We start from the raw sequence: 22,110 nt of genomic DNA, 5'->3' as shown, positions 1-22,110 counted from the left end.
GCCCGCCCTCGGGCAGGAGGGAGCCGTGCACCCACCGAGCGCGCATCGTCGGATACATGTGAGCAGTCTGTAGGCGCTTCCACCCCGCCGGCCGGCCTCTGCACTGATCCCCACCTGTACGACCCCGCCTTGGAGGCGCTGATGAACACCGACACCGACCTGCTGTGGTCCCCGAGCCGATCGACGGCCGAAAGCTCCAACGTTGCCGCCTTCATGCGCTGGTTGAGCACGACGCGGGGACTGTCCTTCTCCGGCTACACGGAACTGTGGCGGTGGAGCACCACCGACGTGCCCGCCTTCTGGTCGGCGGTGTGGGAGTTCTACGGTCTCGACGCCGTCAGCAGCTACGACGAGGTCCTGGCCGACCCGTCGATGCCAGGAGCGTCCTGGTTCCCAGGAGCGCGGCTGAACTTCGCCGAGCAATGCTTCGCCCATGCCACCGACGAACGCCCGGCCCTGATCACCGTGGCCGAGGGCGGCGCTCCTGCGGAGACGTCGTGGCAGCAGCTCAGGAGCCAGGTCGCGACTGTCGCTGCGTCCCTTCGCGACATGGGTGTGGGACCTGGTGACCGCGTTGCCGGCTACCTGCCCAATACGGCACACGCGGTGATCGCGTTGCTGGCCAGTGCTGCCGTCGGAGCGGTGTGGACGGTGTGCTCGCCGGACTTCGGCACGCCCAGCGTCCTCGCGCGGCTGCAGCAGGCGCAGCCGTCGGTTCTCGTCGCCGCCGACGGCTACTGCTACGGAGGAAAGGAGTTCGACCGACGTCCGGAGCTCGCTGAGATCATGGACGGCCTTCCCACAGTCCGGCACCTGATCGCGGTCGACTACCTCTACGCGTCCTCAACCACATCGGCGTGGTCGCAGCGGACGGAGGTGGCGCAGCACACGTGGTCCCTCCTGCTGCGGAACCAGGCGGAGCTCAGCTTCGCCGACGTCCCCTCCGACCACCCTCTGTGGATCTTGTGGTCATCGGGTACGACGGGCGTACCCAAGGGCATCGTGCAGGGCCACGGCGGCATCGTCGTCGAACTGCTCAAGGCCCTCGGCCTCGGTGCCGACCTCCGGAGCGAAGACCGCTACTTCTTCCACACCTCCACCAGCTGGATGGTGTGGAACTTCATGGTCGGCGGCCTGCTGCACGGAGCCACCATCATCCTGTACGACGGCAGTCCCACCTACCCCGACGTCAACGGTGTCTGGAAGGTTGCCGAGCAGACACGCGCAACGATGGTTGGCATGGGAGCGGCCTACCTGGTCGCAGCGGAGAAGGCGGACGCGCACCCAGCAGCCGAGATCGATCTGAGCGCTCTGCGATCCATCCTGCAGACCGGCTCAGCCCTCCCCGGGAGCACCTGGCGCTGGGTCTACGATCGTCTCACCCCCGACGTATGGCTGCAGTCGATCTGCGGAGGAACCGACATCTGCTCGGCCCTTGCCGGAGGTTCTCCGGTCCTGCCGGTCCGGCTCGGCCGGATCCAGTGCCCCGCACTCGGTGTTGCGCTCGCCGCGTGGGATTTCTCGGGACAGCCGCTCGTGGGGGAGCAGGGGGAGCTGGTGGTGACGGCACCACTTCCCTCAATGCCCTTGCACTTTGTCAACGACCCTGAGAACCAGCGCTACCTGGCGAGTTACTTCGACGTCTACCCCGGGATCTGGCGGCACGGCGACTGGGTCACAGTCGAGCCGGACCTGTCCGTCGTGGTGGCCGGCCGGTCGGACTCGACACTCAACCGCATGGGCGTGCGCATGGGGTCCGCCGACATCTACGCCGTCGTCGAGCAGCTCCCTCAGATCGCGGACAGTGTGGTCATTGGCGCCGAACTGCCCGATGGCCAGTACTTCATGCCGCTCTTCGTCGTCCTCGCCGAAGGGACAACCCTCGACGATACGCTCCGGAACAGCATCGCCGTGTCGATCAAGGGAGAGCTTTCGCCGCGGCACGTTCCGGATGTCATCGTTCCGATAACTGCCGTGCCACGCACCCTGACCGGGAAGAAGCTGGAGGTCCCCGTCAAGCGCATCATGCAGGGCGCTCGTGCCGCTGATGTGAGTGCTGAGGGAGCCATCACCCATCCCGAGATGCTGTCCTGGTTCGAGGATTTCGCAACCAGGCTCCCAGCCGGACGCTGATGCCGTCGCCAAGACGAGCACGTCCCGGGCCGGATCGACAGAGCCGCACTCCGGCAGCATGCATGACTGCTCCTTGCATGGAAGTGTCTCCTTGCGTTCGTGGCCGCTGAAGCAAGCGTTATTTCCTCTCGGCCGCCCCGTCTGCGGGCCAGTCGTCGAAGGCGTCAGCTTGTTGTGGATTGTTGCGTGGGCGAGTGGGCCTCTTGGGTGGCGGCCCAGGAGGCGAGCAGGCGCAGCCGTTCCTCGGAGGGCGACCCGGGTTCGGCGGTGTAGATGGTGAGGGTGTGGCCGGGTGCGGCGGCCATCTCCAGGCCCTCGTAGGCCAGGGTGAGTTCGCCGACGGCCGAGTGGTGGAACCGTTTGACCCCGGTGCCGTGGTGGCGCACGTTGTGGGCGCCCCAGCGGGTGCGGAACTCCTCGCTGCGGGTGGACAGTTCGCCGACGAGGTCGTGCAGGTCCTTGTCGTGCGGGTTGCGGCCGGCCTCGGTGCGCAAGATGGCCACCGCGATGTCGGCGAAGGTGTCCCAGTCGGGGTAGAAGCGCCGGGAGGCGGGGTCGAGGAAGTTGAAACGGGCGAGGTTCGCCTGGTTGTGGGGGACGGCGTAGAGATCGCAGTAGAAGGCGCGGGCCAGCTCGTTGGCGGCCAGTAGGTCCATACGGGCATTGCGGACGAACGCGGGCCCTGCGGTGATCGCGTCCAGGGTCCACTGCAGGCTGCGGTGCGGTGTCCACTGCCGGGTGGTCCGGCGCCAGGGGCGGGTGAGGGCGTCGGAGCCGTCGGCGGCCTGGGCCAGGTGCAGCAGATGGGCGCGCTCGGCGTCGTCCAGCTGGAGCGCGCGGGCGACGGCCTCGAGTACGGCCGGGGAGACGCCGACGAGGTTGCCGCGTTCGAGTTTCGCGTAGTACTCGACGCTGACGTCGGCCAGAGCCGCGACCTCGCTCCTGCGCAGCCCCGGTACACGGCGCCGGGAGCCGACGGGCAGCCCGGCCTGTTCCGGGGCGATCTTTGCTCGCCGCGAGGTGAGGAACTCGCGGACCTCTTCACGGTTGTCCACCCCTCGACCGTACGTGCCGCACGCCATGGGAGGGATGTACGGGCAGTACACCCCTCGCTGGTAACTCGCTGCCCGCGCGGAAAGCCGGTTACCTGGATGAGGTGGCACTCCCGGCCCCGACGTTACGGCGCCGGACGTCGGGTGTGCCCGTCCGAGACGCGCGCCGATGACAGCGGTGCGTTCTCGTACGCCCGGTATGCAACCGCACACGGGCACAAGCGGCCCCACAGGGCCGCATCAGAGACCCGCCCCTCAGTACGTAAGGAACCCCTCATGCGCGGAGCAGTGATCCACGCCCCCGGCGATGTGCGCTTCGAGACCCTTGACGATCCGAAGATCCTCCAACCGACGGACGCGATCATTCGCACGGCCGTCACCTGTGTATGCGGCTCCGACCTGTGGCCCTACCGCGGCCTGGACCTGACCGACGAGGCGCACCCGATGGGGCATGAGTACGTCGGCTTCGTGGAGGAGGTCGGCAGCGAGGTCACCGCGGTCAAGCCGGGTCAGTTCGTCGTCGGCTCGTTCGCCACCTCGGACAACACCTGCGCCAACTGCCGCAACGGCTTCCAGTCCAACTGTCTCAACCGCGAGTTCATGAGCACCTGCCAGGCCGAGTACGTGCGCATCCCCCATGCCCAGGGCACCCTGGTCGCCACCGACGAGCACCCCGCCGAGGAGTTCTGGCCCGGCCTGCTGGCCGTCTCCGATGTCATGGGCACCGGCTGGTGGGCCGCCGACGCCGCCGAGGTCAAGCCCGGTTCCACCGTCGCTGTGGTCGGCGACGGAGCGGTCGGGCTGTGCGCGGTGATTGCCGCGAAGGAAATGGGCGCGGAGCGGATCGTCGCGATGAGCCGCCACGAGTCCCGCCAGCAGCTTGCCCTGGAGTTCGGCGCCACTGACATCGTCACCGAGCGTGGCGAGGAAGGTATCGCCCGGATCAAGGACCTCACCGACGGAATCGGTGCCGACGCGGTGCTGGAGTGCGTCGGCACCGCGCAGGCCATGCAGCAGGCCCTGCATGCGGCCCGGCCGGGCGGCAACGTCGGCTTTGTCGGCGTCCCCCACGAGGTGGCGATCGACGGGCAGGAGCTGTTCTTCTCCCACGTCGGTCTGCGCGGCGGCCCCGCCCCGGTGCGCCGCTACCTGCCCGACCTGATCGACGGTGTCCTGAGCGGCCGGATCAACCCGGGCAAGGTCTTCGACCTCACCCTGCCTCTCGGCCAGGTCGCCGAGGGCTACAAGGCCATGGACGAACGCCGTGCCATCAAGGCGCTCCTCAAGCCCTGACGCCCCGGCGCGCACCTCCACCACGGCTCGCCTTAAGGCGGGGAGTCGCTACGACCGCAAGGCGGAAGCGGTCGATCAGGTCATCGGGCCGCCTCCTTCGGGGGCGGCCGATGACGCCGGTGGGAACCCCAGCCTGTCAGCCCCCCGGCGCGTGGGGTAGCGCGCTGGGAGGGGGCGGTCAGCGCTCGGCGCGCAAGGTGCCGAGCAGCCCGTTTTCTTCATCGTTGATTCCGGCGGCGAACCACACGGAGTCCCTGCCGCCGGACTTGTCGGTGCCGCGCAGCAGCCCCCACAGCCCGGGGATCTCGATCGCGTCGCCCTTACGGTTCCGCAGCGTGCCCTTGAACTTGCCGCTCTTCGGGTTGAAGACGTTGATGCGGCCGTCCCCGAAGTTTCCGACGAGCAGGTCGCCGGAGAACTTGCCGAACTTCTTGGGCGCGAGTTCCAGGCCCCAGGGCGAGTTGAGCACGCCACGGCTCGCGAAGCGCTTCAGCAGCTTGCCCTCGGTGCTGAACGTGTCGATGAAACCGTTGTGCGCACCAGCGACGTCGTCGTGTTTGTCCTTGTCCTGCTTGGCGTAGGTCACGAAGACCCGCGAGCCGATCTTCTTGACATCGAACGGCGCAAAGCCGTCGGGGATGTTCGGGTCCTGGAACCGGTCGTCGGGCGGCAGGAGGTTGAAGTCCTTGTCGAAGATGTCGATGCGGGCGTCACGGAAGTTGGCGACGAGTAGCCGCGACCGTCCGTGGTTGTGGGCCCTCTTGCTGTGCTGCGCGTGGGCGCCGCAATCCTTCTTCTTGCCCGGGATCAGGGTCAGGCCCTTGAAGACGGCGTTCTCGCCGTCGCTGTTCTCGTGAGCGACCCGGACGGCGTTCGTCCGGTTCACGTTCCGGTTCCAGGCGAAGAGGTCGCCGTCCTCGCCCGCGAACAGGAACCGGGCGACACCACTCCTGCCGAAGCCACTGAAGCGGAAGTCGTCGGTGTCGTTGCGCACGACCCCGGTCGGGGCGCCGCCCTCCGGGATCGACACCACCAGGTCCAGGATGTTGACCGGCTTCCTGCGGACGGCGCCCGAATACGTCGTGGCCTTGTCCGCGCCGTTGTCCGAGACCCACACCTCTCCGGTGCGCGCGGCGGCCAAGCCCCAGGGGTTGACCAGGTTCTCGTCGGTCGCTTCCGCCCTGCCCGGGATATCGGAGACGAGATCACGCTCCCGGAAGCCGTGATCGGCTCCGCGCGGCCACTCCCTCGACCCGGGCGGTGCCGCGGCGGCGAGGGCGGCGACTGTGCCCAGGGCCAGCGCCGCCGCCGTCAGCCGATTTCGAAGGGGTCGGGGTCGACAGGCCGATACGTGCAGTGACATTCAGATACTCCTCTACCAGAATCGGAAAAACTGGCAAAAGTCATCAGATGTGACGGAACGTCAGTTGGCCAGTCGACACGCCGGATCGTCACACCCCGCTGGGCGGCTCCCTGCGCGGCGCGAAGGGCCGTCCGAAGCTCTCACCCGTCTGCTGGCGGGCCCGCCCGCTCGCCCGCCACCGGGTGGCGCAGGTTCTGGACGCCCATCCGACTTCCGAGAACGATTTGTGACGGCGAATCGGCGGCACAGGCCGTTCGTGCCGACCCATTTTGATCGTGCTCCGTACAGGGACCGCTTGCGAGAAAGGGGGGCGGTCGCCGAGCGGACACCCTTCCAGTTCTTAGGTAGACTGACCTACCTAGTAAGAGAGGGAATGTGATGAGCGACACCGGGACGGCGGCAGCGCGCCCCAGCAGGCGGCGGGGGACCGCGCGCGAGCGGCTGCTCGCCGCTGCAGCGCGCCGCTTCTACGCCGACGGCGTGGCGGCGACAGGGATCGACACGATCACCGCCGAGGCGGGCGTGGCGAAGATGAGCCTCTACAACAACTTCTCCTCCAAGGCCGATCTGGTGATGGCCTACCTCGATGCGCGGCATGAGGAGTGGCTGGGCCTGTACCGGCGGCGGCTGGAAGAGGCCGCGGACGGTCGCGGCGGGGTGCTGGCCGTCTTCGACGCGTACGCCGATCACGCCGCCTTCGCCTACGATCACGGTTTCCGGGGCTGTGGCCTGCTGAACGCGGCCGCCGAGTTGCCTGCCGGGGACGAGGGCCGTGTCTTGGTGCGCCGGCACAAGGAGGAGGTCGAGTCCCTGCTCGTGGGGCATCTTGAGGAGCTGCTGCCCGGGCGGCCCGAGGAAGCGCGCGGGGTGGCGGAGCATCTGTCGTTCCTGCTGGAAGGCGCGATGGCACGCGCCGGCCTGGAGGGCGCAGGTACGCGTCTGGAGCACGCCCGGGCGATGGCGGCCAACCTGCTGGACCGGCTGTGACGCGGCCCGCCGGACACGCGGCCGCCTCGGTGAGCGTGGGGGCGGTGTGCGTGCTGGTGGCATCGGTGCTGTGGGGCACCACGGGCACCGCCGCGACCTTCGCCCCGGCAGTGGGGCCGCTCGCGATCGGAGCCGTCGCCATGGGCCTGGGCGGACTGCTCCAGGCCCTCATCGCCGCTCCCCGTATCCGACGGGAAGCTCCTCGGCTGCGCGCGCAGAAGGGTGTGGTGCTGCTCGGCGCGATCGCGGTGGGGGCCTACCCCCTGGCGTTCTACACCTCCATGCACCTGGCCGGGGTCGCCGCCGGCACCGTGGTGTCGATCGGCTCGGCCCCACTCGCCTCTGCCCTGATCGAGCGTGTCGTCGACGGGCGCCGCCTCACGCGTCGCTGGATGATCGGCGCCGCTCTGGGCCTGTCCGGCACGGCGCTGCTGTGCGCGGCCGAAGCGGCCGGCGTGCACTCCGGCCCAGGGGCCCGATCCGCGGGGACGACCGTGCTCGGTGTGGGTCTGGGCCTGGTCGCCGGCTTCACCTACGCCCTGTACTCCTGGGCGGCCCACCGTCTGATCAGCAGTGGTGTCACCTCCGGCGCGGCCATGGGTACTGTCTTCGGGCTGGGCGGGCTGCTGCTCCTGCCGGTGCTGCTGGCCACCGGCGCCCCGCTCCTCACCTCCTGGTCGAACGCGGCGGTCGGCGTCTACATGGCTCTGGTGCCCATGTTCATCGGCTACGTCCTGTTCGGCTGGGGCCTGGCGTACGTCCCGGCAAGCACCGCGACCACGCTTTCCCTTTTGGAACCCGCCGTCGCGGCCGTCCTGGCTGTACTCGTCGTCGGTGAACGCCTGCCCCTGCTGGGATCGGTCGGCATCGCCCTGGTCGTCGGCTGCCTTGCCGTGCTCACCATGCCGGCCCGCGCCACTACGAGGCCCCGGACAACCACCACGGGGCCGAACACCACCGCCCAGGCAGACGCCGCTGCCCTGGTAGGGCCCGGCGCGGCCCCATGAGCCCAGGTGTCCGGGCGGAGCGCGACGGCCGCCGCCCGGGCATGGGCGGGAGGTCGTCCACCTCGTTCTGGGTGAGCTCGCGCGCGTCACCCACGGCGCTCGGGATGCCCGGTCAGCCTCACGGCTGCTCGTCGTCCTCGTCCGGGCCGGACGTGGCCGGGTCGCCTGGCGGGCGCAGCCCACGCCGGACGGGATGCCGGCGCGGAGGCTGAATTGGCCCAGGCCGTTGAGTTCGTGTGGCGGAGCGGGGACGGGCGGGCAACGTCCTCGTCCAGGATGTCGTGCTGCCGCTGATCGGCAGGCAGCGCCTGAAGATGGGCGACTGCCGCGCCCAGATGGCGGGGGGTCCACAGCACGGCGGCGTCCAGGACCAGACCGAGCGCGTCGAGCTGGTCCTCCCGCCTCTCGCGGTACGCCTGCATGATCTGACCGCGCTGCCGTGGCAGATGTCCAGGGCGAGCTTGTGCCGTGACTTCTGGACGGTGAGCTGCCAGCTCATCCGCGGCCGGAAGTTGCCGTCGACCGGGTCCACCACCCGCAGGAGGTGAAGGGGCTTGGCGACCTGGCCATTCACGGCGTTCAGCCGGATGATGCCTCGCTTGAAGTGGTGGTACTTCGGCGAGGTCCCGACGCTGATGGTCCGCTGCAGCACCACGAACCCAGCCCGTCCACCGAGGCGAGCAGGCCCTCGCCCCAGTCCCAGCGGGGTCGACGCCCAGAGCGACGAACTGCCGCTGGCCCGTCGAACTTCGCGCTTCTCGGCGTGTTCGATGCCTGGTCCACCTGTATCTGTGTGGGTGTGGGTTTGCGGCTGGTTGTGATTGGGGGCAGGCGCGCCTGGTCGCGGTGTCTCGTTCTGCCGACGTGACCTGCGGTGGCGTGCCTGCTTGGTTTGCCGGTTACCCATTGCGTCCCGTATCCGAAACCCGGTGGGGGCCGGACGAAGGCGTGGTGGGGCTGTGTGACTGGGTGTGTTCGGGGTGTTGGGGTGGCTCGGTGTGGGTGGAGTGGTGGCGGCTGGGGGTCGGTGTTGGTCTGTGCGGGTTAGTAAAACGACAATATGCGTGCCGGTGTCGGGGTGTGTGGGGTGGACGTGTCAGTGTTCATGGACTTCCCTCCAGTGTGGAGAGTGTCATGAAGCTGCTTCCCAGGATTTTCAGACAGTCGAAGGACCCGGCTGACGCGGTCGTGTCGCAGCGGCTTGAGGAAAGTATTGAATGTGCCGGCTACTGGGCGAGGAGGATGCCGTGGGAAGCGGCCCGTCTGGTGCGGAAGGTTCGTTTCTATACTTTGGCTGCGGCGGTGCTGAGTCTTGTCACGGGGCTTTTGGCGTGGCCAGTTATCGGTGGGTCGTCGCAGTTGGCGGCACAGGTGTTCATTTCGGTGTTGTCGGGGATTGCAGCGTTGGTGGTTGTTGTGCCCCATGCCACGGGTCTGAGCGATCGTGGTGATGAGTCGATCAGGCTGTGCGGTACGTACGGTGCGGTGTACCGGGACCTTCTGGAGGCGAGGGGCCGACTTGCTGCCGGATCTTTGGAGGATCCTGCTCATGTGGCCGAGATCATCCGCCAGTTCGAGCATATTCAGGAACGCAGGGATGCCTTGGCGCTTCCGGCGGGGGACGGGTATCCGGAGGGTGGATCTGGTGTGGGGGCAGTCAGGGGTGGTGGGCGGTGGGGACGCGCCGGCCTGGGTGGACCGCGGGAGATTGCAGGGCAGTTGCTGCCGTCGGCGCGGGGAGGCCCGCAGGACGGCGGGGTCGTGGCTGTTGACGACGAGGCCGTTCTTGCGGCGTTGGTCTGTGTGTTGAGGAGCGGGAGCGAGCCGCGGCGTGTGCCGTCGTATGCCAGAGTTTCGTCGGCTGTGGTGCACCGCTTGTTCCGGGTCTGGCCACGGGCCGGGGGCTGGGGGGCGCCTTCGCCGGACGGTGCTGGACGGATCCGCCGACTGGGGTTTGCTGGTTCCTTGACGAGTCGTCCCCAGCTTGGCCCGGGTGCGCGTCGCGGGGGCGGTGAACTTGCGGGTCCGGGCCTGGCTGTCGGTGACAGGCCGGGTTCTGGCGTGCAGCTTGTGCGCGATGCTGCCGGTATGCCTGTGGTTCTTGGCGCCTCAACGAGTGCCAACCGCCACGCCAGGTCCTGAAAACTGGCCGGGCTCCTGCCGGGTGCGCTCCCACGTTTGTGGTGGGTGCCCGGTGGGAGCCCGGTTGTGCTGTGCGTCGTAGTCCTCGACAACTTTAGGTGCGCGGCCGGTTGGCCAGGTCCCGTGTGGCGGTACGGACGGGTCCTGGGGGTCTGTCAGGTGTCCGGTCGGGCCGGGTTCGTGAGGGCCGGCTGTTTGATGGTGCATGTAGTGGATGCGGCTTTGGCCGGTGTTCGGTCGTCGGGGTCAGGGGCGTTGCAGGCCCCGTGGGCAAACACGCCGGCCTCGGTCCACTCGGCCAGGCGGCGCCAGCAGGTCATGCCCGAGCCGAAGCCGAGATCCTGCGGCAGATGTCCCAGACGATCCCGGTGTGCAGCGCGAACAGGATGTCCTGGAACACCATTCGGGGGCCCGTACGCATCGGGCTCTGGCGGTGCTTGCCGCACCGGCACACCGAGGTTCTCACCTGGGCCTGCGACAACGGCGTCGCGCTGGTCTTCGTGCCGGTCCACGGCTCGTGGCTGAACTGGATCGAATCGGAGTTCGCCGCCCTGTGCTACTTCGCGCTGGACGGCTCCGAGCACCACACCCACGACAAGCAGAATGCCGCCGTCGCCGCATGCATACGCGGCGCAACACCCGCGCCCGACCGGAGACCGCCTTCGCCCCCGACTCACTCATCCGGACCTGGACCCAGTACTCGACCCTCGCTGCCTGACAGGCTGCCCGCGGGCTGTTCAAAGGAAGCGGTTTGTCCGCCCCTGTCGGGCGCGGGGCGCCTCGCCGATCACAGTCGGACGGCGGACCAACACGCGGGTGATGCTCCCGTCATCCTCTTTGATGTCCCGGACATGCTCGAAACCGATTCTGTCCAGCAGGGTCAGCGAGGCCTCGTTCGGTGCAGCTACGGTGGCATGCACCTTGGTCAGTCCGAGGTTGTCGAAGCCATAGGCAACGATCGCCTCCGCCAGCTCGGTCCCCAGGCCGGACCCCCATGCCGTCGGCGCCAGAGCGTAGATGATCTCGTGCCCTGCGACGACGTCGGTTCGCTTGATCTCGGCATGCCCGACCAGGAGTCCGTCGCGACGAACGGCCCAGACATCGAACAGGTCCTGGGCATAGACCTTCGTGAAGATCCGCCTGAACAGGGCCCGGTCCGCCGCTTCGCAAGCAGGGCCGTCACCCATCCACTGCGACACCCTGGTGTCCTGGAACAGAGAGACGAAGCCCTCTTCGTCCTCGGGGATGTACGGCTCCAGGAGCAGCCGCTCGGTACGCAGAGTCGGGGTCATAGATGGCGACGCTACCCACGCGACATCCCGGTCGGCAAACCACTTTCACCTGCGCGGACATCGCCCTTGCCGTCGCCACACCGCACATCCACCGGCGCTGCGGACCGAGCCGTCATTCGGAGCCGTTCACATGGCCAACCATCCGTGCCGAGCCACCGGCACCCCGCTGTCCGCGCGCTCATAGGGTCGCCTCGAAAAAGCCGCCGCTGACCGGCCGACCGGAGGGCCGAGCGCGAGTTCCTGGGAAGCAATGGGCGATGGCGGGTCAGAGAGACCTGGTCGGCAGTTCCAGGACCGCGCGTGCGGCGTCGCGGACATCCGCGTCCTGGTCCGCCGCGAGCCGTTCGAGCGCGGCGCGGACCAGTGGGCCCGGCCGTCGGGCCAGGGACCATGCGACCCGGAACCGGACCCGGCGATCCGTGTCATCAGTGCGGGCCACCAGGAGGTCGGTGACCGGCTCGTCGTGCGACGAGCCGAGGGCCGCCACGGCTGCCCCTCTGACCTCGGGCGCGGGATCGCGGGTGCCTGCGACGAGGGTGGCCAGGGCCCGCGGGGGATTCCCAACGCCGAAGACGGAGCCGAGAATACTCATCACGTCGGCGCGTACCTGCGGGTCAGGGTCGGACGCCGCCTCGGCGACAGGCCCGAAGTACTTCGTTCCGCCGAAGTCGATGATGCTCAGACCCCAGATGCCGACCAGCCGCGTCCCGGGATCGTCCGAGGCGACGCAGCCCAGGACCAGCCTGAGTGATGCCTCGGGCCAGGCGGAAAACAGGTCGAGGAGGTCGAGCTCCAGCGTGTCCCCGTCGTCGTTGCGATCGCTCACCCTCGCGCGCAGCAGGGCGGGCAGGGCCGCCGCACCGCAGGCGCCTGCCAGGACATGGGCGATCCGGTCCCGTGCGAAGGAGTCGTCCATGGCGACGTGACGGGCGAGTCGACACTCCAGCTCCGGTCGCAGGAACGCGGCCGCCGGTGTCCGCAGTCGTTCCACCAGGGGCGCGAACCGGTGGCGTGCTCCGGGCCCGCGCTCGGTGTTCGTGGCAAGCCGCGCGTCCAACTCGCTCAACGCACCTCGCAGCGCCGCGCGCTCCGCCGCCTCGTCCCTCGGCACACCATTCCCCGTCATGCCGCTCACCCTACGGGCGTGCGGTGTCACCGGCCTCTGCCACGATCCACTGTGCGGGCGCGCGGTTACCGGGGAATGCCCGCAACAACGGTTGTCCGTCACTGTTCACGAACTCCTGATCACCGAGGATGAGCCGCAAACGCGAGCTGGGCTGCTGCTTGGCGCTCATTCGGGCCGAAGTTGGCTTCGTTCGTCACGCACACGAACCTTGCGCTGCGGCTCGTGGTTGTTGTCGTGGCTGTTTCGGCGCTGGGCAACCGTGTGGCGGGTGAAGGCTCAGTTGGCCTGCGGTGATTGCGTTCGGTGATGTTCCGGGGTGCGTAAGTGGTGGGGCGCTGGTTGGCTGCGTGGTGTCCGACCCTTCCTCTCCCAGGAGTGATGATGAGTGTTGCAGGTGAGTCCGCCAGCCGTGCGCAGCAGTTGCAGGACAGGGTTCGTGAGCTGAATGAGCGTGCCGAGCGGACGAGTGATCCCAAGGAGCGCCGCAGGTTGCATGACGAGGCGCGGCGTATGCAGGAGCAGTCGATGAAGGAGGGCGGGCGTGGGGGCGGGGACGGGCCGGGTCGCGGTCCCGGTGGCAGGCAGGGCGAGTTCCCGTCCCGGTGACGTAGCGTTCGTGTCCAGCGGTACCGATGGCCTTTCCTCGCGCTGCGGGGGGAGGCTGTCCACGTTTTGGGGCGGCCTTGGGTGCATGGCAGGGACTGCGGGGTTGGTGCTCTGGTGACAGTTGTCGGTGGTCGTGTGAGAGTGCGCGGCACGGCGTGTGGCTGTGTGTTCATCGAGCGGTGCCGCCGGTCTCGTTGGATCGTGTGTCGGCGTACGGGCAGGTGCTGTCGGGTGGCGCGGGCCCGGGGCGTGCGTGGGTGTCAACGGGGGTCCGAAGATCACGGGGATTGTGCCGTGGGGTGGTGAGGCGGGTGGGTGTTCGGGCGTGGGTGCAGTGAGTGGTGGTGCTGTGAGAAAGCGGGCGGCGTGGCGCATCATGGCGTGGTCGTTGGGGGAGTCACGGCGTCACGGGACTGTGGGTGCGGAGCCCGTGCGGCGTCCTTGTGAGAGGTCGTTCTGAGAGCATTTGGCAGGAGGCGGTGGGGGTTTGGTCCTGGCGGATGTTCGCCGGCGACCACTCACACGATGCTGTACGAGGCAGCTCTGCACGATATTCGTTCTGTGGAGTGGTTCGCGCAGGCCCGAGCAGCGGAACAGCTCCGGGATCGGGATGCGGCCATCGCGTTGGTAAGCGCCCACGCCGAGTGCTCCTCCGCCGACCCGTACACGCACGACAACCATCTGTGGCACATGGATTTCCTCGCCCGTGCGGAACGGCTCTCGGAACTCACGGAACGCGCTCTCACGGATGTCCATGCACGTTGGAGACCCAACACATCGCTTCGCCGGCGGGGGATGGAGGCGGCGCTGCGCAACCGCGCCGAGGATGGTGACCGTGGTGCCCTGTACGTCCTTGTTCGGCTGTTGTGCGAGACGAGTCGGGCCCAAGACGCCCATCGAGCGGTCCAAGACCTCGGCCTGGGGATCTGTACGCACACCAGATCGTAGCCCTCTTTCGATAGCTGACGCAGGTGTATGACCATCCCGACCTGCGAAAATGGTTACGGGGAAAGTGCCTCGGCGTCGGCATTGCCCGCAAACGCATCAACTCGCCTTTCTCGGACTCGCAACCACCACCTGTTGCTACAAGGACTCCCAGGGACTGGCCAGTCGCCAGCGCGCATGCCTCACGAGGTCCTGCCGCACAGCCCCAGCGGAGACCGCGGGCGCACCACACCGATCGGGCCAACACCGCACGGACGTGCGCTGGGAGTTCGGGCCTATCAGGTGCAAGGAAGCAGGTCCCGGCCCAGACCCTCTTGGCCTTTGACGCCCCTCGCCCAGCCGCCTACGTTCCAAATAGTCGACCGGTCGACCAGCTCTGGCTCGGTCGCGGACCCGCTACGATCCGACAAGGCAGAACACACAGCATGCGCACCACTACCCTGGGTACCCACGGACCAGAAGTCGGCGTCATCGGCCTGGGCGCCATGGGGATGAGCTTCGCCTACGACATGGCCACCCCGCGCGACGAAGCCACTTCCGTCTCGGTCATCCACCAGGCCCTCGAGCTGGGCGTGACCTTGATCGACACCGCTGACGTCTACGGTCCCCACACCAACGAGCGACTCGTCGGCCGGGCCCTGACCGGTCGGCACGACCGCGCGGTGATCGCTACCAAGGTCGGCCTGGAGGCCATCGATCCCACCGGCGGCCCCGGCGGTTCCCCGCTGGTCAAGCCCAACGGCCGACCCGAGCATGTCCGTGCCTCCATCGACGCCAGCCTGCGCTGCCTGGGCACCGACCATGTCGACCTCTACCAGCTCCACCGCGTCGACCCCGAGGTCCCGGTCGAGGAGACCTGGGGTGCCCTGGCTGAGGCCGTCGCGGCCGGCAAGGCCCGCTACCTGGGCCTGTCCGAGGTCAGCGTCGAGCAGATCCAGCGCGCCCAGGCCGTGCACCCGGTCGCCACCGTGCAGTCCGAGTTCTCCGTGTGGAGCCGTGACGTCCAGGCCGAGGTCCTGCCCTACTGCAAGCAGCACGGCATCGGCCTCCTGCCGTACTCTCCTCTGGGTCGCGGCTTCCTCGTCGGCCGCTTCGCCTCCTTTGACGAACTGCCGCAAAATGACCAACGGCGGCGTCTGCCGCGCTTTCAGCAGGACAACCTGCGAGCCAACCTCGACATCGCGGCCAAGGTCCGCGAAGTCGCCGACCGGATCGACGCCACCCCGGCGCAGGTCGCCCTCGCCTGGCTCATCGCCCAGGGCCCGCACGTCGTCCCCATCCCCGGCACCAAGACCCCGAAGTACCTCGCCGACAACGCAGGCGCCGCAAACGTCGAGCTGTCTCCGGCCGACCTCGCCGACCTCGACGCCATTCCGGCCCCCGTCGGCGCCCGGTACTGACCGCCTCACCGCGGCGCCAAGTGGTAACGACCAATATTGACCACGAGGCGCGGGAGAATGCCGCGCCTCGTGGTGTGCCTGCAAAACGCCAACGCGCAGGTAGTCACGGTGACCAGGAGAGACTGAGAGGGCCCCGCTGCCGACAAGGCCTACAGCAACGGCCCCGTCCGCGAGTACCTGCGACGGCGGGGAATCCGCCACACGATCCCGGAGAAGAGTGACAGCATCTGGGCCGTTGCCCTGGCCGAGCTGAACAGTTGCCCCATCGCTGTCACCGCCGATGACGTCTCCGTACGGTTGTGGAATCTGCGCACCCGGGGCTGTCTGGACGAACTTCCCATGCCCGCACCCATCCACCACCTCGATCTCGCGAGGAGTGGAGCACTTATCGTCGAATTCCGCAGCGACATCGCGGTGTTCGAAAGCCGACACCCCGTCGCACTCGACATAGCCCCGTCCATTCCCCGCCTACGGAGCAGACCCGTCAGCTAGCACACAAGATCGTGGTGGCACCGGTTCCTCGGCCGATAGACTCTCCCCGGCCCACAGGCGATGACGCCCCGCCGGTGGGTCACGGCTGGGCCTGTCACGGTGAGAACTCGTCTCCCGCCACCAGCCACGTCGACAGCAAACTCATGAACAGGGCCAGTTATAGGCTTCTGGCCGGCCGGTACTGGACCGGCCGAGGTTGGATCGGGACGACGGGAGTTGGCATGTCTCGGGAATCGGTGGCGTCGGTGCGTGTCCCTCGGCCCGGTCTGCCCGCGGACCAGGTGCTCTTGGGCCTGGATGACGATGCGCGAGCACTCTATGTGCGGCTGGCCACCGCTGGTCGGCTGCCGCTGGTTGAGGTGGACGATCGCGTCCTCGGGCCGTTGCTGCGCTCGGGCCTCGTCGTGCGAGCCGAGGGTATGGTCGAAGCGCGGGCGCCGCGTGGCCCGCTCGAGGCAGCCGCGCAGTCGTACACGCAGCTGGCAGCGCGCATCCGAGAGATCGGCGAGGAGCTGACGGATGTGTGGAACGCGTCCCAGCGAGCAGACGTGGGCGTCGACATCTCGACCGGTGCGATCGCGCTGCAGGAGTACGCGGACCTCGTCAGCTCCGCGACAACCCGGATCGACGCGCTGACCATGGCTCCGCGCAACAATCGACCGATTGCGACGGCGGACGCTGTCTTCGAGGTGCTGGCACGCGGGATCGAGGTCAGGGTCGTGTACGACAGTCGACTGCTCGAGTCTCCCGAGGCGATCGAGGTGGCGGAGACGTGCATGGCGGCCGGCGAACAGGTGAGGATATTTCCCGGCGTTCCGATCAATCTCGTCATCGTCGACGACGTGGTCTCCGCCAACGTCACCTCGGATGGCGATGAGGAGGTGCACGTCGCCAACATTCGGAATCCTCGGCTCGTCGCGGGGCTGCGAAGCGTGTTCGAGTCCTACTGGCAGCTGTCGATGCCGCTCGCCGACGAGAGCCTCGTGCTGGATGGTTCGAAGGAATTCCGGCATCTCGTGCGCTTGCTGAGCATCGGGCTGACCGACCGGTCGATCGCGCGGGAGCTCGGAGTGTCCGAACGCACCGTGGGCCGCCGGGTCACTCGACTGCAGGAGCTGCTCGGAGCGGATACCCGCTTCCAGCTGGGACTGCAGATCGCCAGACGTGGCTGGGTGTGATCCGACGGCCGACGTACCGTGTCAGAGGTTCCACAGATAGGGCGATGCCTGCTGCGCGCCGCGGCAGCCCCTGTCTGCGGAACCTCTTGGTCCCTCAGCGTGCGTCGGGAGCGACGAGCTCGGGCAGCACCTTCTCGAAGGAGTCGGCGACCGTCAGGCTCGGGAGGATGTGTCCTTGGTCGTCGGCACTCTTGACGAGGTCGGCAGCCCAGGCGGAGCTGCGGTAGCGCTGGTTGGGCGTGCCGTGGTGCCCCGGGTTGGAGAAGCTGCAGTCGCCGACGTTGTAGAACGTCTGGAGATCCTGCAGGGTGTACGCCTTGTTGAGCGACTCGCCGCGCTTGTGGACCGTGAAGTACGTGCCGAGGGCATCGGCCATCAGCTCCGTACGGCGGGTGGCCTCAGCCTCGTTGGTGATGTCGGTCTCGAAGAGATTGTCCGAGTACTGGACCTGATGTCCGAACTCGTGGGCCATCACCGCACGTCCGCCGACCCGGCCGAGGCCGAGCTCGTTCCACATCTGGAGGATGCCCTGTCCCATCGCCACACGCCGGGTGATGCCGAGCGTCTCGAGCATCTCCTGCGAGTCACCGGCATGGGCGGGGTCGATCGCGAACGCGTTGAGCGAGAACATCGGGTTGTCGACGCCGCCCGGGAATCCGTTGAGCCGGCCCGAACTGAGACCGCCCTCGACGCCGAGCTTCAGGAAGAGCGCGCCGAGCGGGCTGATCTTGCCGAGGCCGTCGTACACGTACTGACGGTCGGCCGAGGCGTCGGGGCCGAGGACCTTGCCGTCGAGCGAGACGAGCCCGACCTTGCTGGTGTCGACGTCCCAGAACCGCTGGAGGTTCGTGAACGTGCGAGCGAGCTCGTCGGTGTTCGCTCCGTTGGGTCCGAGAGCGGTGTCATGGGGGTTGGTGGGCGTCTTCATCAGGGTCCAGTACTGGATCAGAAGGTCGGGCGACAGACCCAGGAAGCCGTTCTGGTACCAGTCCCACGACGCAGGGTCGATCTGCGCGATCTGACCGCGGGCCCACTCGCGGAAGTCCGTGGTCGAGCACTTGTAGTCGTCGGGGTTGATGGCCCCGGAGGTCCACTCGTTGTCGACGCCGGCATCGGTGAGCGCTGCCTTGACCTGGGTCAGGGTCTTCGCAGCGGCCGCGACGAGTGCGTCGTCGGATGAGCCTGCCTCCTCGGCGGCTGCCCGAGTGTCGGCATCGAGATCGAGGCCGGCGATGTAGTCGTTGAACTCCTGGCGCAGTTGCGAGATGTCCGCGGACTGGGCTGCCGCGTTGGGCGCGGCCACGGCGACGGTGTCCGCGGCGGGGGAGATCGCGTTGGCTGCTGTCGCGCCGGTGAGTGACATGGTCGCAAGCGACGCGACGGCCAGGGTCGCCAGGATAGGGCGCTTCATCAGTACTGACTCCTCAATGCCGCCAGGCTCGGTGTGCCTGGGCCTGATCGGCATTCAAACGACGCTGAGCAGGTCAGTGGAAGGCCTTCGGAGTGGCAGAGACCAGACATGTCCGGTCCCGGACAGGCCAGATGGTGGTTCCCGCGATCTGTCGGTGCGGGTGCCGATCATTACGTCCGGGCAAGTCAAGCGGCGTGTGCGTACTCGTGGAGGACCTCGCCGAGTCGGTCACGTCGATGGACGTCCAGCCGGTGGAGTCGGTCGGGTTCGGTGGTCGGCCGAGACGGCCGGACGAACACACTCGGTCGACGCCTCACAACCACCTCCAGGATCAGAACTTGGAGACAGTCTGCTGACCGACAAACAACAGGTTGCCGGCGTACGCCTGAACGTGCCCGGGCAGGTACATGGTTACGTACCCAGCCTCGGCGGGTGACGCGCGGGCTGCGGCCGAGCCGGGCTCACGTCCCGGCCACGCGGGGCTATGGCTTCCACTTCGCTCCGGCCACGCCCAAAGGGCCCCGCTCACGCGGCCCTGGCTCAGCAACAGGCTGGGGATGGCACGCGACCGTCCGAGCCGAGCGGCACGGTGCAGTTGCCGTGCGAGCATGAGTGGCCATTGATCAAAATGCAGACGGTTGCCGAGGAGCCAGCGTGCGACACAACGTCGGATTAGCAGTACCTCTGGCGGCTCTGACGCTGCTGACCGGGTGCGGGGTTTTCGCGGGAGACACCCATCTCTGCACCCTGATAGACGCGCCCGCCGGGATCCGGGTCGAGGTTCACCCGGAACTGGCGAACAGGGTGGCCGACGCGGCCCTCACCGTGTGCTGGGACGACACCTGCCACAAGCGCACGCTGCAGCTGCGTAAGACCTCGCCGGACGAACCGGCAACCCCAGGGAACCCCGTGATGACCACGGAATCCGCTACCGCCGCAGAAAGCCCGGCAGCCAGGACCCCCCAAACCCCCGAGCCCTCCATCCGGCCTGGCTTCGCGATCATAAGTGACCTGCCAGGAAAGCCGATACACGTCACGCTGGTACTCAAGAACCAGCGCGGCGCCACCGTGCTCAACCGACAGATCAGCACCACCCCGCAGCCCACCTATCCCAACGGCCGCAACTGCTCGCCGGCCAGCTACCAGGCACGCCTGATGGTCACGGAAGAGGGCTTGCTGATCCCACGCTGACCGTGCGTTCCACCACAGATCTGCGCCGGCGAGGTGCTGAGGCTACCCGCATCTTCAGGCCGCGGGACAGAAGCCGCTGTCCCGGGGGCGGCTGGCCGTCGGATGGGCCGGGCGCTCCGGCAGCCAGCCCGCTGGGGACGTTTCCGTGTACCCGGCTGGGTACTTTCACGCGAACGCCGACACAGGTCGTGCGACTGGGCTGAGCACTCCGGTTGGTGAATCGGCAAGGCACAGTTTGCGGCCGGGCGCCCCAATTACACGGCTGGCGGTTCCAGGTCGACCCCGTCACGGAACCGGAACCCTACGGCGTGAACGAGCGCGAAGACCAATTCCTCCGCCAGCGGATCACACTCAGCCACCAGGGCAGCCCTGAGGGCCACCGGGTCCGGCTGAAGGCCAGCCCCTCCAGCCCAGGCCGCAGCTCGCTCACCTACTTCGACCGAATCACCGATCCACTCACCGGGCAGTCCGTAACCCCGCGCCATCTTCGGCGACAAAGCACATTGCCATGACAGGCCAGCGGGACTCGCTGCCTGAACTGTCGCGAAGTCGCTGTCGACCACGTGAGAGACCAGGACAGAAGCACGCGTCTCGCGGATGATCGAAGGGTCCGGATCCGCGATAGGGCACGCTTGTAGGATCTGCCACTCGCCATCACGTGCCCACCAGAACGGCACACAGCCCGAGGCGCGTATTGCCGCCAACTCCGTCAGCGGCAGGCCAGATCGCGCCACGATGAAAGACCCCGAGAACCCCATGACCGGGAACCGTAGCCGCGATCACTGACACCGTTGATTACCCGGCCAAGGCTGCGTGACGAGCCATTAGCTACCCGGCTACCCACCGGCAACTCGTCACGCATCAGCCGGCCGGCTTCTGGAGAGGTGTCGGATTGGTGGTGAGCAGTGCGGTGATCTCCTTGGCGAGCTCCGGGCCGAGCTCGCCCCAGCCGTCCTTGTAGCCGTACACGCTCGCCAGGGTGCGGGCCTCGTAGTCGCCGTTCATGATCTCGATGTCGGTGGCGGTGATGAGTGCCGGGTGGGCGACGCCGACAGCTCCCGAGACCTTCAGCAGCTCCTTACGCAGGGTGCGCAGGTAGACAGCGGCCCGGGTGGCCTTCGAGGGCGCGTCGACGCCGCGCACCAGCCACGGGTCCTGGGTGGCGATGCCGGTGGGGCACTTGTCGGTGTGGCATTTCTGCGCCTGGATGCAGCCGATGGACAGCATTGCCTCGCGGGCGACGTTGATCATGTCGACACCCAGGGCGAAGGCGACGGCGGCGTTCTCGGGCAGGCCGAGCTTGCCGGAGCCGATGAAGGTGAGGTCGTCGGTCAGACCCCGCTCGGCGAACGTGCTGTAGACGCGGGAGAAGCCCATCCGGAACGGCAGCGACACCGAGTCGGTGAAGATCAGAGGGGCCGCCCCGGTGCCACCCTCGCCTCCGTCGATGGTCACGAAGTCGACCCCACGATCACCACGCGCCATCAGCGTGGCCAGCTCCTGCCAGAAGCTCATCTCCCCCACAGCGCTCTTGATCCCGACCGGCAGACCGGTCTCGGTAGCGAGCAGCTCCACGAAGTCGAGCATCGAGTCGACGTCGTGGAACGCGGTGTGCCGAGAGGGGGAGGCGCAGTCCTTGCCGGCCGGGATGCCGCGGATCTTGGCGATCTCGGGGGTCACCTTCGCGCCCGGCAGCATCCCACCGAGCCCCGGCTTGGCACCCTGGGAGAGCTTGATCTCTATCGCCTTGACCGGGGCGCCGGCGACCACGTCCTTGAGCTTGTCGAGGTTGAAGGTGCCGTCCTCGCTGCGGCAACCGAAGTACGACGTCCCGATCTGGAGGACGAGGTCACCGCCGTTGCGGTGGTACTGCGAGAGGCCGCCCTCGCCCGTGTTCTGCATCGTGCCGGCCAGCGCCGCGCCCTTGTTGAGCGCCGTGACGGCCGCGCCGGACAGCGATCCGAAGCTCATCGCCGAGATGTTCACGACGCTCGCCGGCCGGAACGCCTTGGCGCGCCCGCGCGGGCCTCCCAGCACCTTGGCCGAGGGCAGCGGGGCCTGTGGGTCGTGCAGGTCGGGCAGCGTGCCGGCGAACGTGCGCTGCTTCACGTACGCGTGCCCTTGCACGTGCTCGACGTCTACGTCGGTTCCGAACCCGAAGTAGTTGTTCTCTTCCTTCGCCGACGCATAGATCCAGGTGCGCTGGTCACGGCTGAACGGGCGCTCTTCCTCGTTGGACGTTACGACGTACTGCCGCAGCTCCGGCCCGATCGTCTCCAACAGGTACCGGGCGTGCCCGATCACGGGGAAGTTTCTGAGCAGTGCGTGCTTCTTCTGGACGAGGTCGCGGGCAGCCACCAGGGCCAATGCTGTTGCGGCGGCCGCACCGATGCTCCGAGCGCGCATGAACGTTCCTCTCCTCGACTGCTCGATACCCGACTCCATCGCTGTGCGGCGGACGTCGTAGGCGTTGGGCGGCGGACACGGCCAGG

15 protein-coding genes and 2 pseudogenes are annotated in these 22,110 nt (G+C 67.9%); 10 read left to right on the top strand and 7 right to left on the bottom strand.

Going from position 1 to position 22,110, the window contains the following annotated elements:
* Nucleotides 1–141: 141 nt before the first annotated feature.
* A complete protein-coding gene (locus tag ACFU8W_RS30875; RefSeq protein ID WP_384044003.1) occupies nt 142–2,133 on the top strand; it encodes an acetoacetate--CoA ligase in 1,992 nt (663 codons plus the stop codon).
* 164 nt (nt 2,134–2,297) lie between these two features.
* Here the strand turns inward: ACFU8W_RS30875 and ACFU8W_RS30870 are convergent, their stop codons facing one another.
* Entirely contained in the window at nt 2,298–3,188 is an 891-nt protein-coding gene (locus tag ACFU8W_RS30870) for a helix-turn-helix transcriptional regulator (protein ID WP_384044000.1), read from the bottom strand.
* Nucleotides 3,189–3,461: 273 nt separating this feature from the next.
* On the opposite strand from ACFU8W_RS30870, the gene ACFU8W_RS30865 reads away from it, so the two are divergent.
* Nucleotides 3,462–4,478, top strand: a complete 1,017-nt coding sequence (locus ACFU8W_RS30865; RefSeq protein ID WP_384043997.1) for a zinc-dependent alcohol dehydrogenase family protein — start codon at nt 3,462–3,464, stop codon at nt 4,476–4,478.
* A 178-nt stretch (nt 4,479–4,656) separates the two neighbouring features.
* Here the strand turns inward: ACFU8W_RS30865 and ACFU8W_RS30860 are convergent, their stop codons facing one another.
* Entirely contained in the window at nt 4,657–5,841 is a 1,185-nt protein-coding gene (locus ACFU8W_RS30860; protein ID WP_384043994.1) for a TIGR03118 family protein, read from the bottom strand.
* Between the two features lie 378 nt (nt 5,842–6,219).
* On the opposite strand from ACFU8W_RS30860, the gene ACFU8W_RS30855 reads away from it, so the two are divergent.
* The 3 genes from ACFU8W_RS30855 to ACFU8W_RS30845 all read left to right on the top strand — a co-directional run bounded on the left by ACFU8W_RS30855 (nt 6,220) and on the right by ACFU8W_RS30845 (nt 8,383).
* Complete coding sequence (locus ACFU8W_RS30855) at nt 6,220–6,828, top strand: TetR/AcrR family transcriptional regulator (RefSeq protein ID WP_384043991.1); 609 nt, start codon at nt 6,220–6,222, stop codon at nt 6,826–6,828.
* Nucleotides 6,825–7,835, top strand: coding sequence for a DMT family transporter (locus tag ACFU8W_RS30850; protein WP_384043988.1), 1,011 nt, complete (start codon nt 6,825–6,827; stop codon nt 7,833–7,835). The genes ACFU8W_RS30855 and ACFU8W_RS30850 overlap by 4 nt, the downstream gene beginning before the upstream one ends.
* Before the next feature lie 236 nt (nt 7,836–8,071).
* Entirely contained in the window at nt 8,072–8,383 is a 312-nt protein-coding gene (locus tag ACFU8W_RS30845) for a hypothetical protein (protein ID WP_384043985.1), read from the top strand.
* Nucleotides 8,384–10,249: 1,866 nt separating this feature from the next.
* Here the strand turns inward: ACFU8W_RS30845 and ACFU8W_RS30840 are convergent.
* The 3 genes and pseudogenes from ACFU8W_RS30840 to ACFU8W_RS30830 form a co-directional block, all read right to left on the bottom strand.
* Nucleotides 10,250–10,368, bottom strand: a pseudogene (locus ACFU8W_RS30840) (transposase); the annotation flags it as partial.
* A 346-nt stretch (nt 10,369–10,714) separates the two neighbouring features.
* Entirely contained in the window at nt 10,715–11,269 is a 555-nt protein-coding gene (locus ACFU8W_RS30835) for a GNAT family N-acetyltransferase (RefSeq protein ID WP_384043982.1), read from the bottom strand.
* 265 nt (nt 11,270–11,534) lie between these two features.
* The gene (locus tag ACFU8W_RS30830) at nt 11,535–12,395 is read right to left on the bottom strand and encodes a HEAT repeat domain-containing protein (protein WP_384043979.1); all 861 of its coding nucleotides are present in this window, start codon (nt 12,393–12,395) and stop codon (nt 11,535–11,537) included.
* Between the two features lie 378 nt (nt 12,396–12,773).
* Between ACFU8W_RS30830 and ACFU8W_RS30825 the strand changes: the two genes are divergently transcribed.
* From ACFU8W_RS30825 to ACFU8W_RS30810, 4 genes and pseudogenes are all read left to right on the top strand, one after another.
* Nucleotides 12,774–13,001 carry a DUF6381 family protein gene (locus tag ACFU8W_RS30825; RefSeq protein ID WP_384043976.1) on the top strand — a complete coding sequence of 76 codons (228 nt, stop codon included), beginning with the start codon at nt 12,774–12,776 and terminating at the stop codon, nt 12,999–13,001.
* Between the two features lie 1,370 nt (nt 13,002–14,371).
* Nucleotides 14,372–15,346 carry an aldo/keto reductase gene (locus ACFU8W_RS30820; RefSeq protein ID WP_384043973.1) on the top strand — a complete coding sequence of 325 codons (975 nt, stop codon included), beginning with the start codon at nt 14,372–14,374 and terminating at the stop codon, nt 15,344–15,346.
* 135 nt (nt 15,347–15,481) lie between these two features.
* Nucleotides 15,482–15,568: pseudogene (locus ACFU8W_RS30815) on the top strand (IS5/IS1182 family transposase); the annotation flags it as partial.
* Nucleotides 15,569–16,125: 557 nt separating this feature from the next.
* Nucleotides 16,126–17,016 (top strand): hypothetical protein, encoded by an 891-nt coding sequence (locus ACFU8W_RS30810; protein WP_384043970.1) that lies wholly within the window; start codon nt 16,126–16,128, stop codon nt 17,014–17,016.
* 94 nt (nt 17,017–17,110) lie between these two features.
* Here the strand turns inward: ACFU8W_RS30810 and ACFU8W_RS30805 are convergent, their stop codons facing one another.
* Nucleotides 17,111–18,427 carry a hypothetical protein gene (locus tag ACFU8W_RS30805; protein WP_384043967.1) on the bottom strand — a complete coding sequence of 439 codons (1,317 nt, stop codon included), beginning with the start codon at nt 18,425–18,427 and terminating at the stop codon, nt 17,111–17,113.
* Nucleotides 18,428–19,081: 654 nt separating this feature from the next.
* Here ACFU8W_RS30805 and ACFU8W_RS30800 point away from each other — a divergent pair.
* On the top strand, nt 19,082–19,618 hold the full coding sequence (locus ACFU8W_RS30800) for a hypothetical protein (RefSeq protein ID WP_384043963.1): 537 nt from the start codon (nt 19,082–19,084) through the stop codon (nt 19,616–19,618).
* 861 nt (nt 19,619–20,479) lie between these two features.
* Here ACFU8W_RS30800 and ACFU8W_RS30795 read toward each other — a convergent pair.
* The gene (locus tag ACFU8W_RS30795; protein ID WP_384043960.1) at nt 20,480–22,024 is read right to left on the bottom strand and encodes an FMN-binding glutamate synthase family protein; all 1,545 of its coding nucleotides are present in this window, start codon (nt 22,022–22,024) and stop codon (nt 20,480–20,482) included.
* Nucleotides 22,025–22,110: the final 86 nt, after the last annotated feature.

This window comes from Streptomyces sp. NPDC057565 (assembly GCF_042801455.1).
Lineage (GTDB): Bacteria > Actinomycetota > Actinomycetes > Streptomycetales > Streptomycetaceae > Streptomyces > Streptomyces yanii.
The sequence above is the reverse complement of the archived record's forward strand: the minus strand, read 5'-3'. Positions and strand labels throughout refer to the sequence as shown.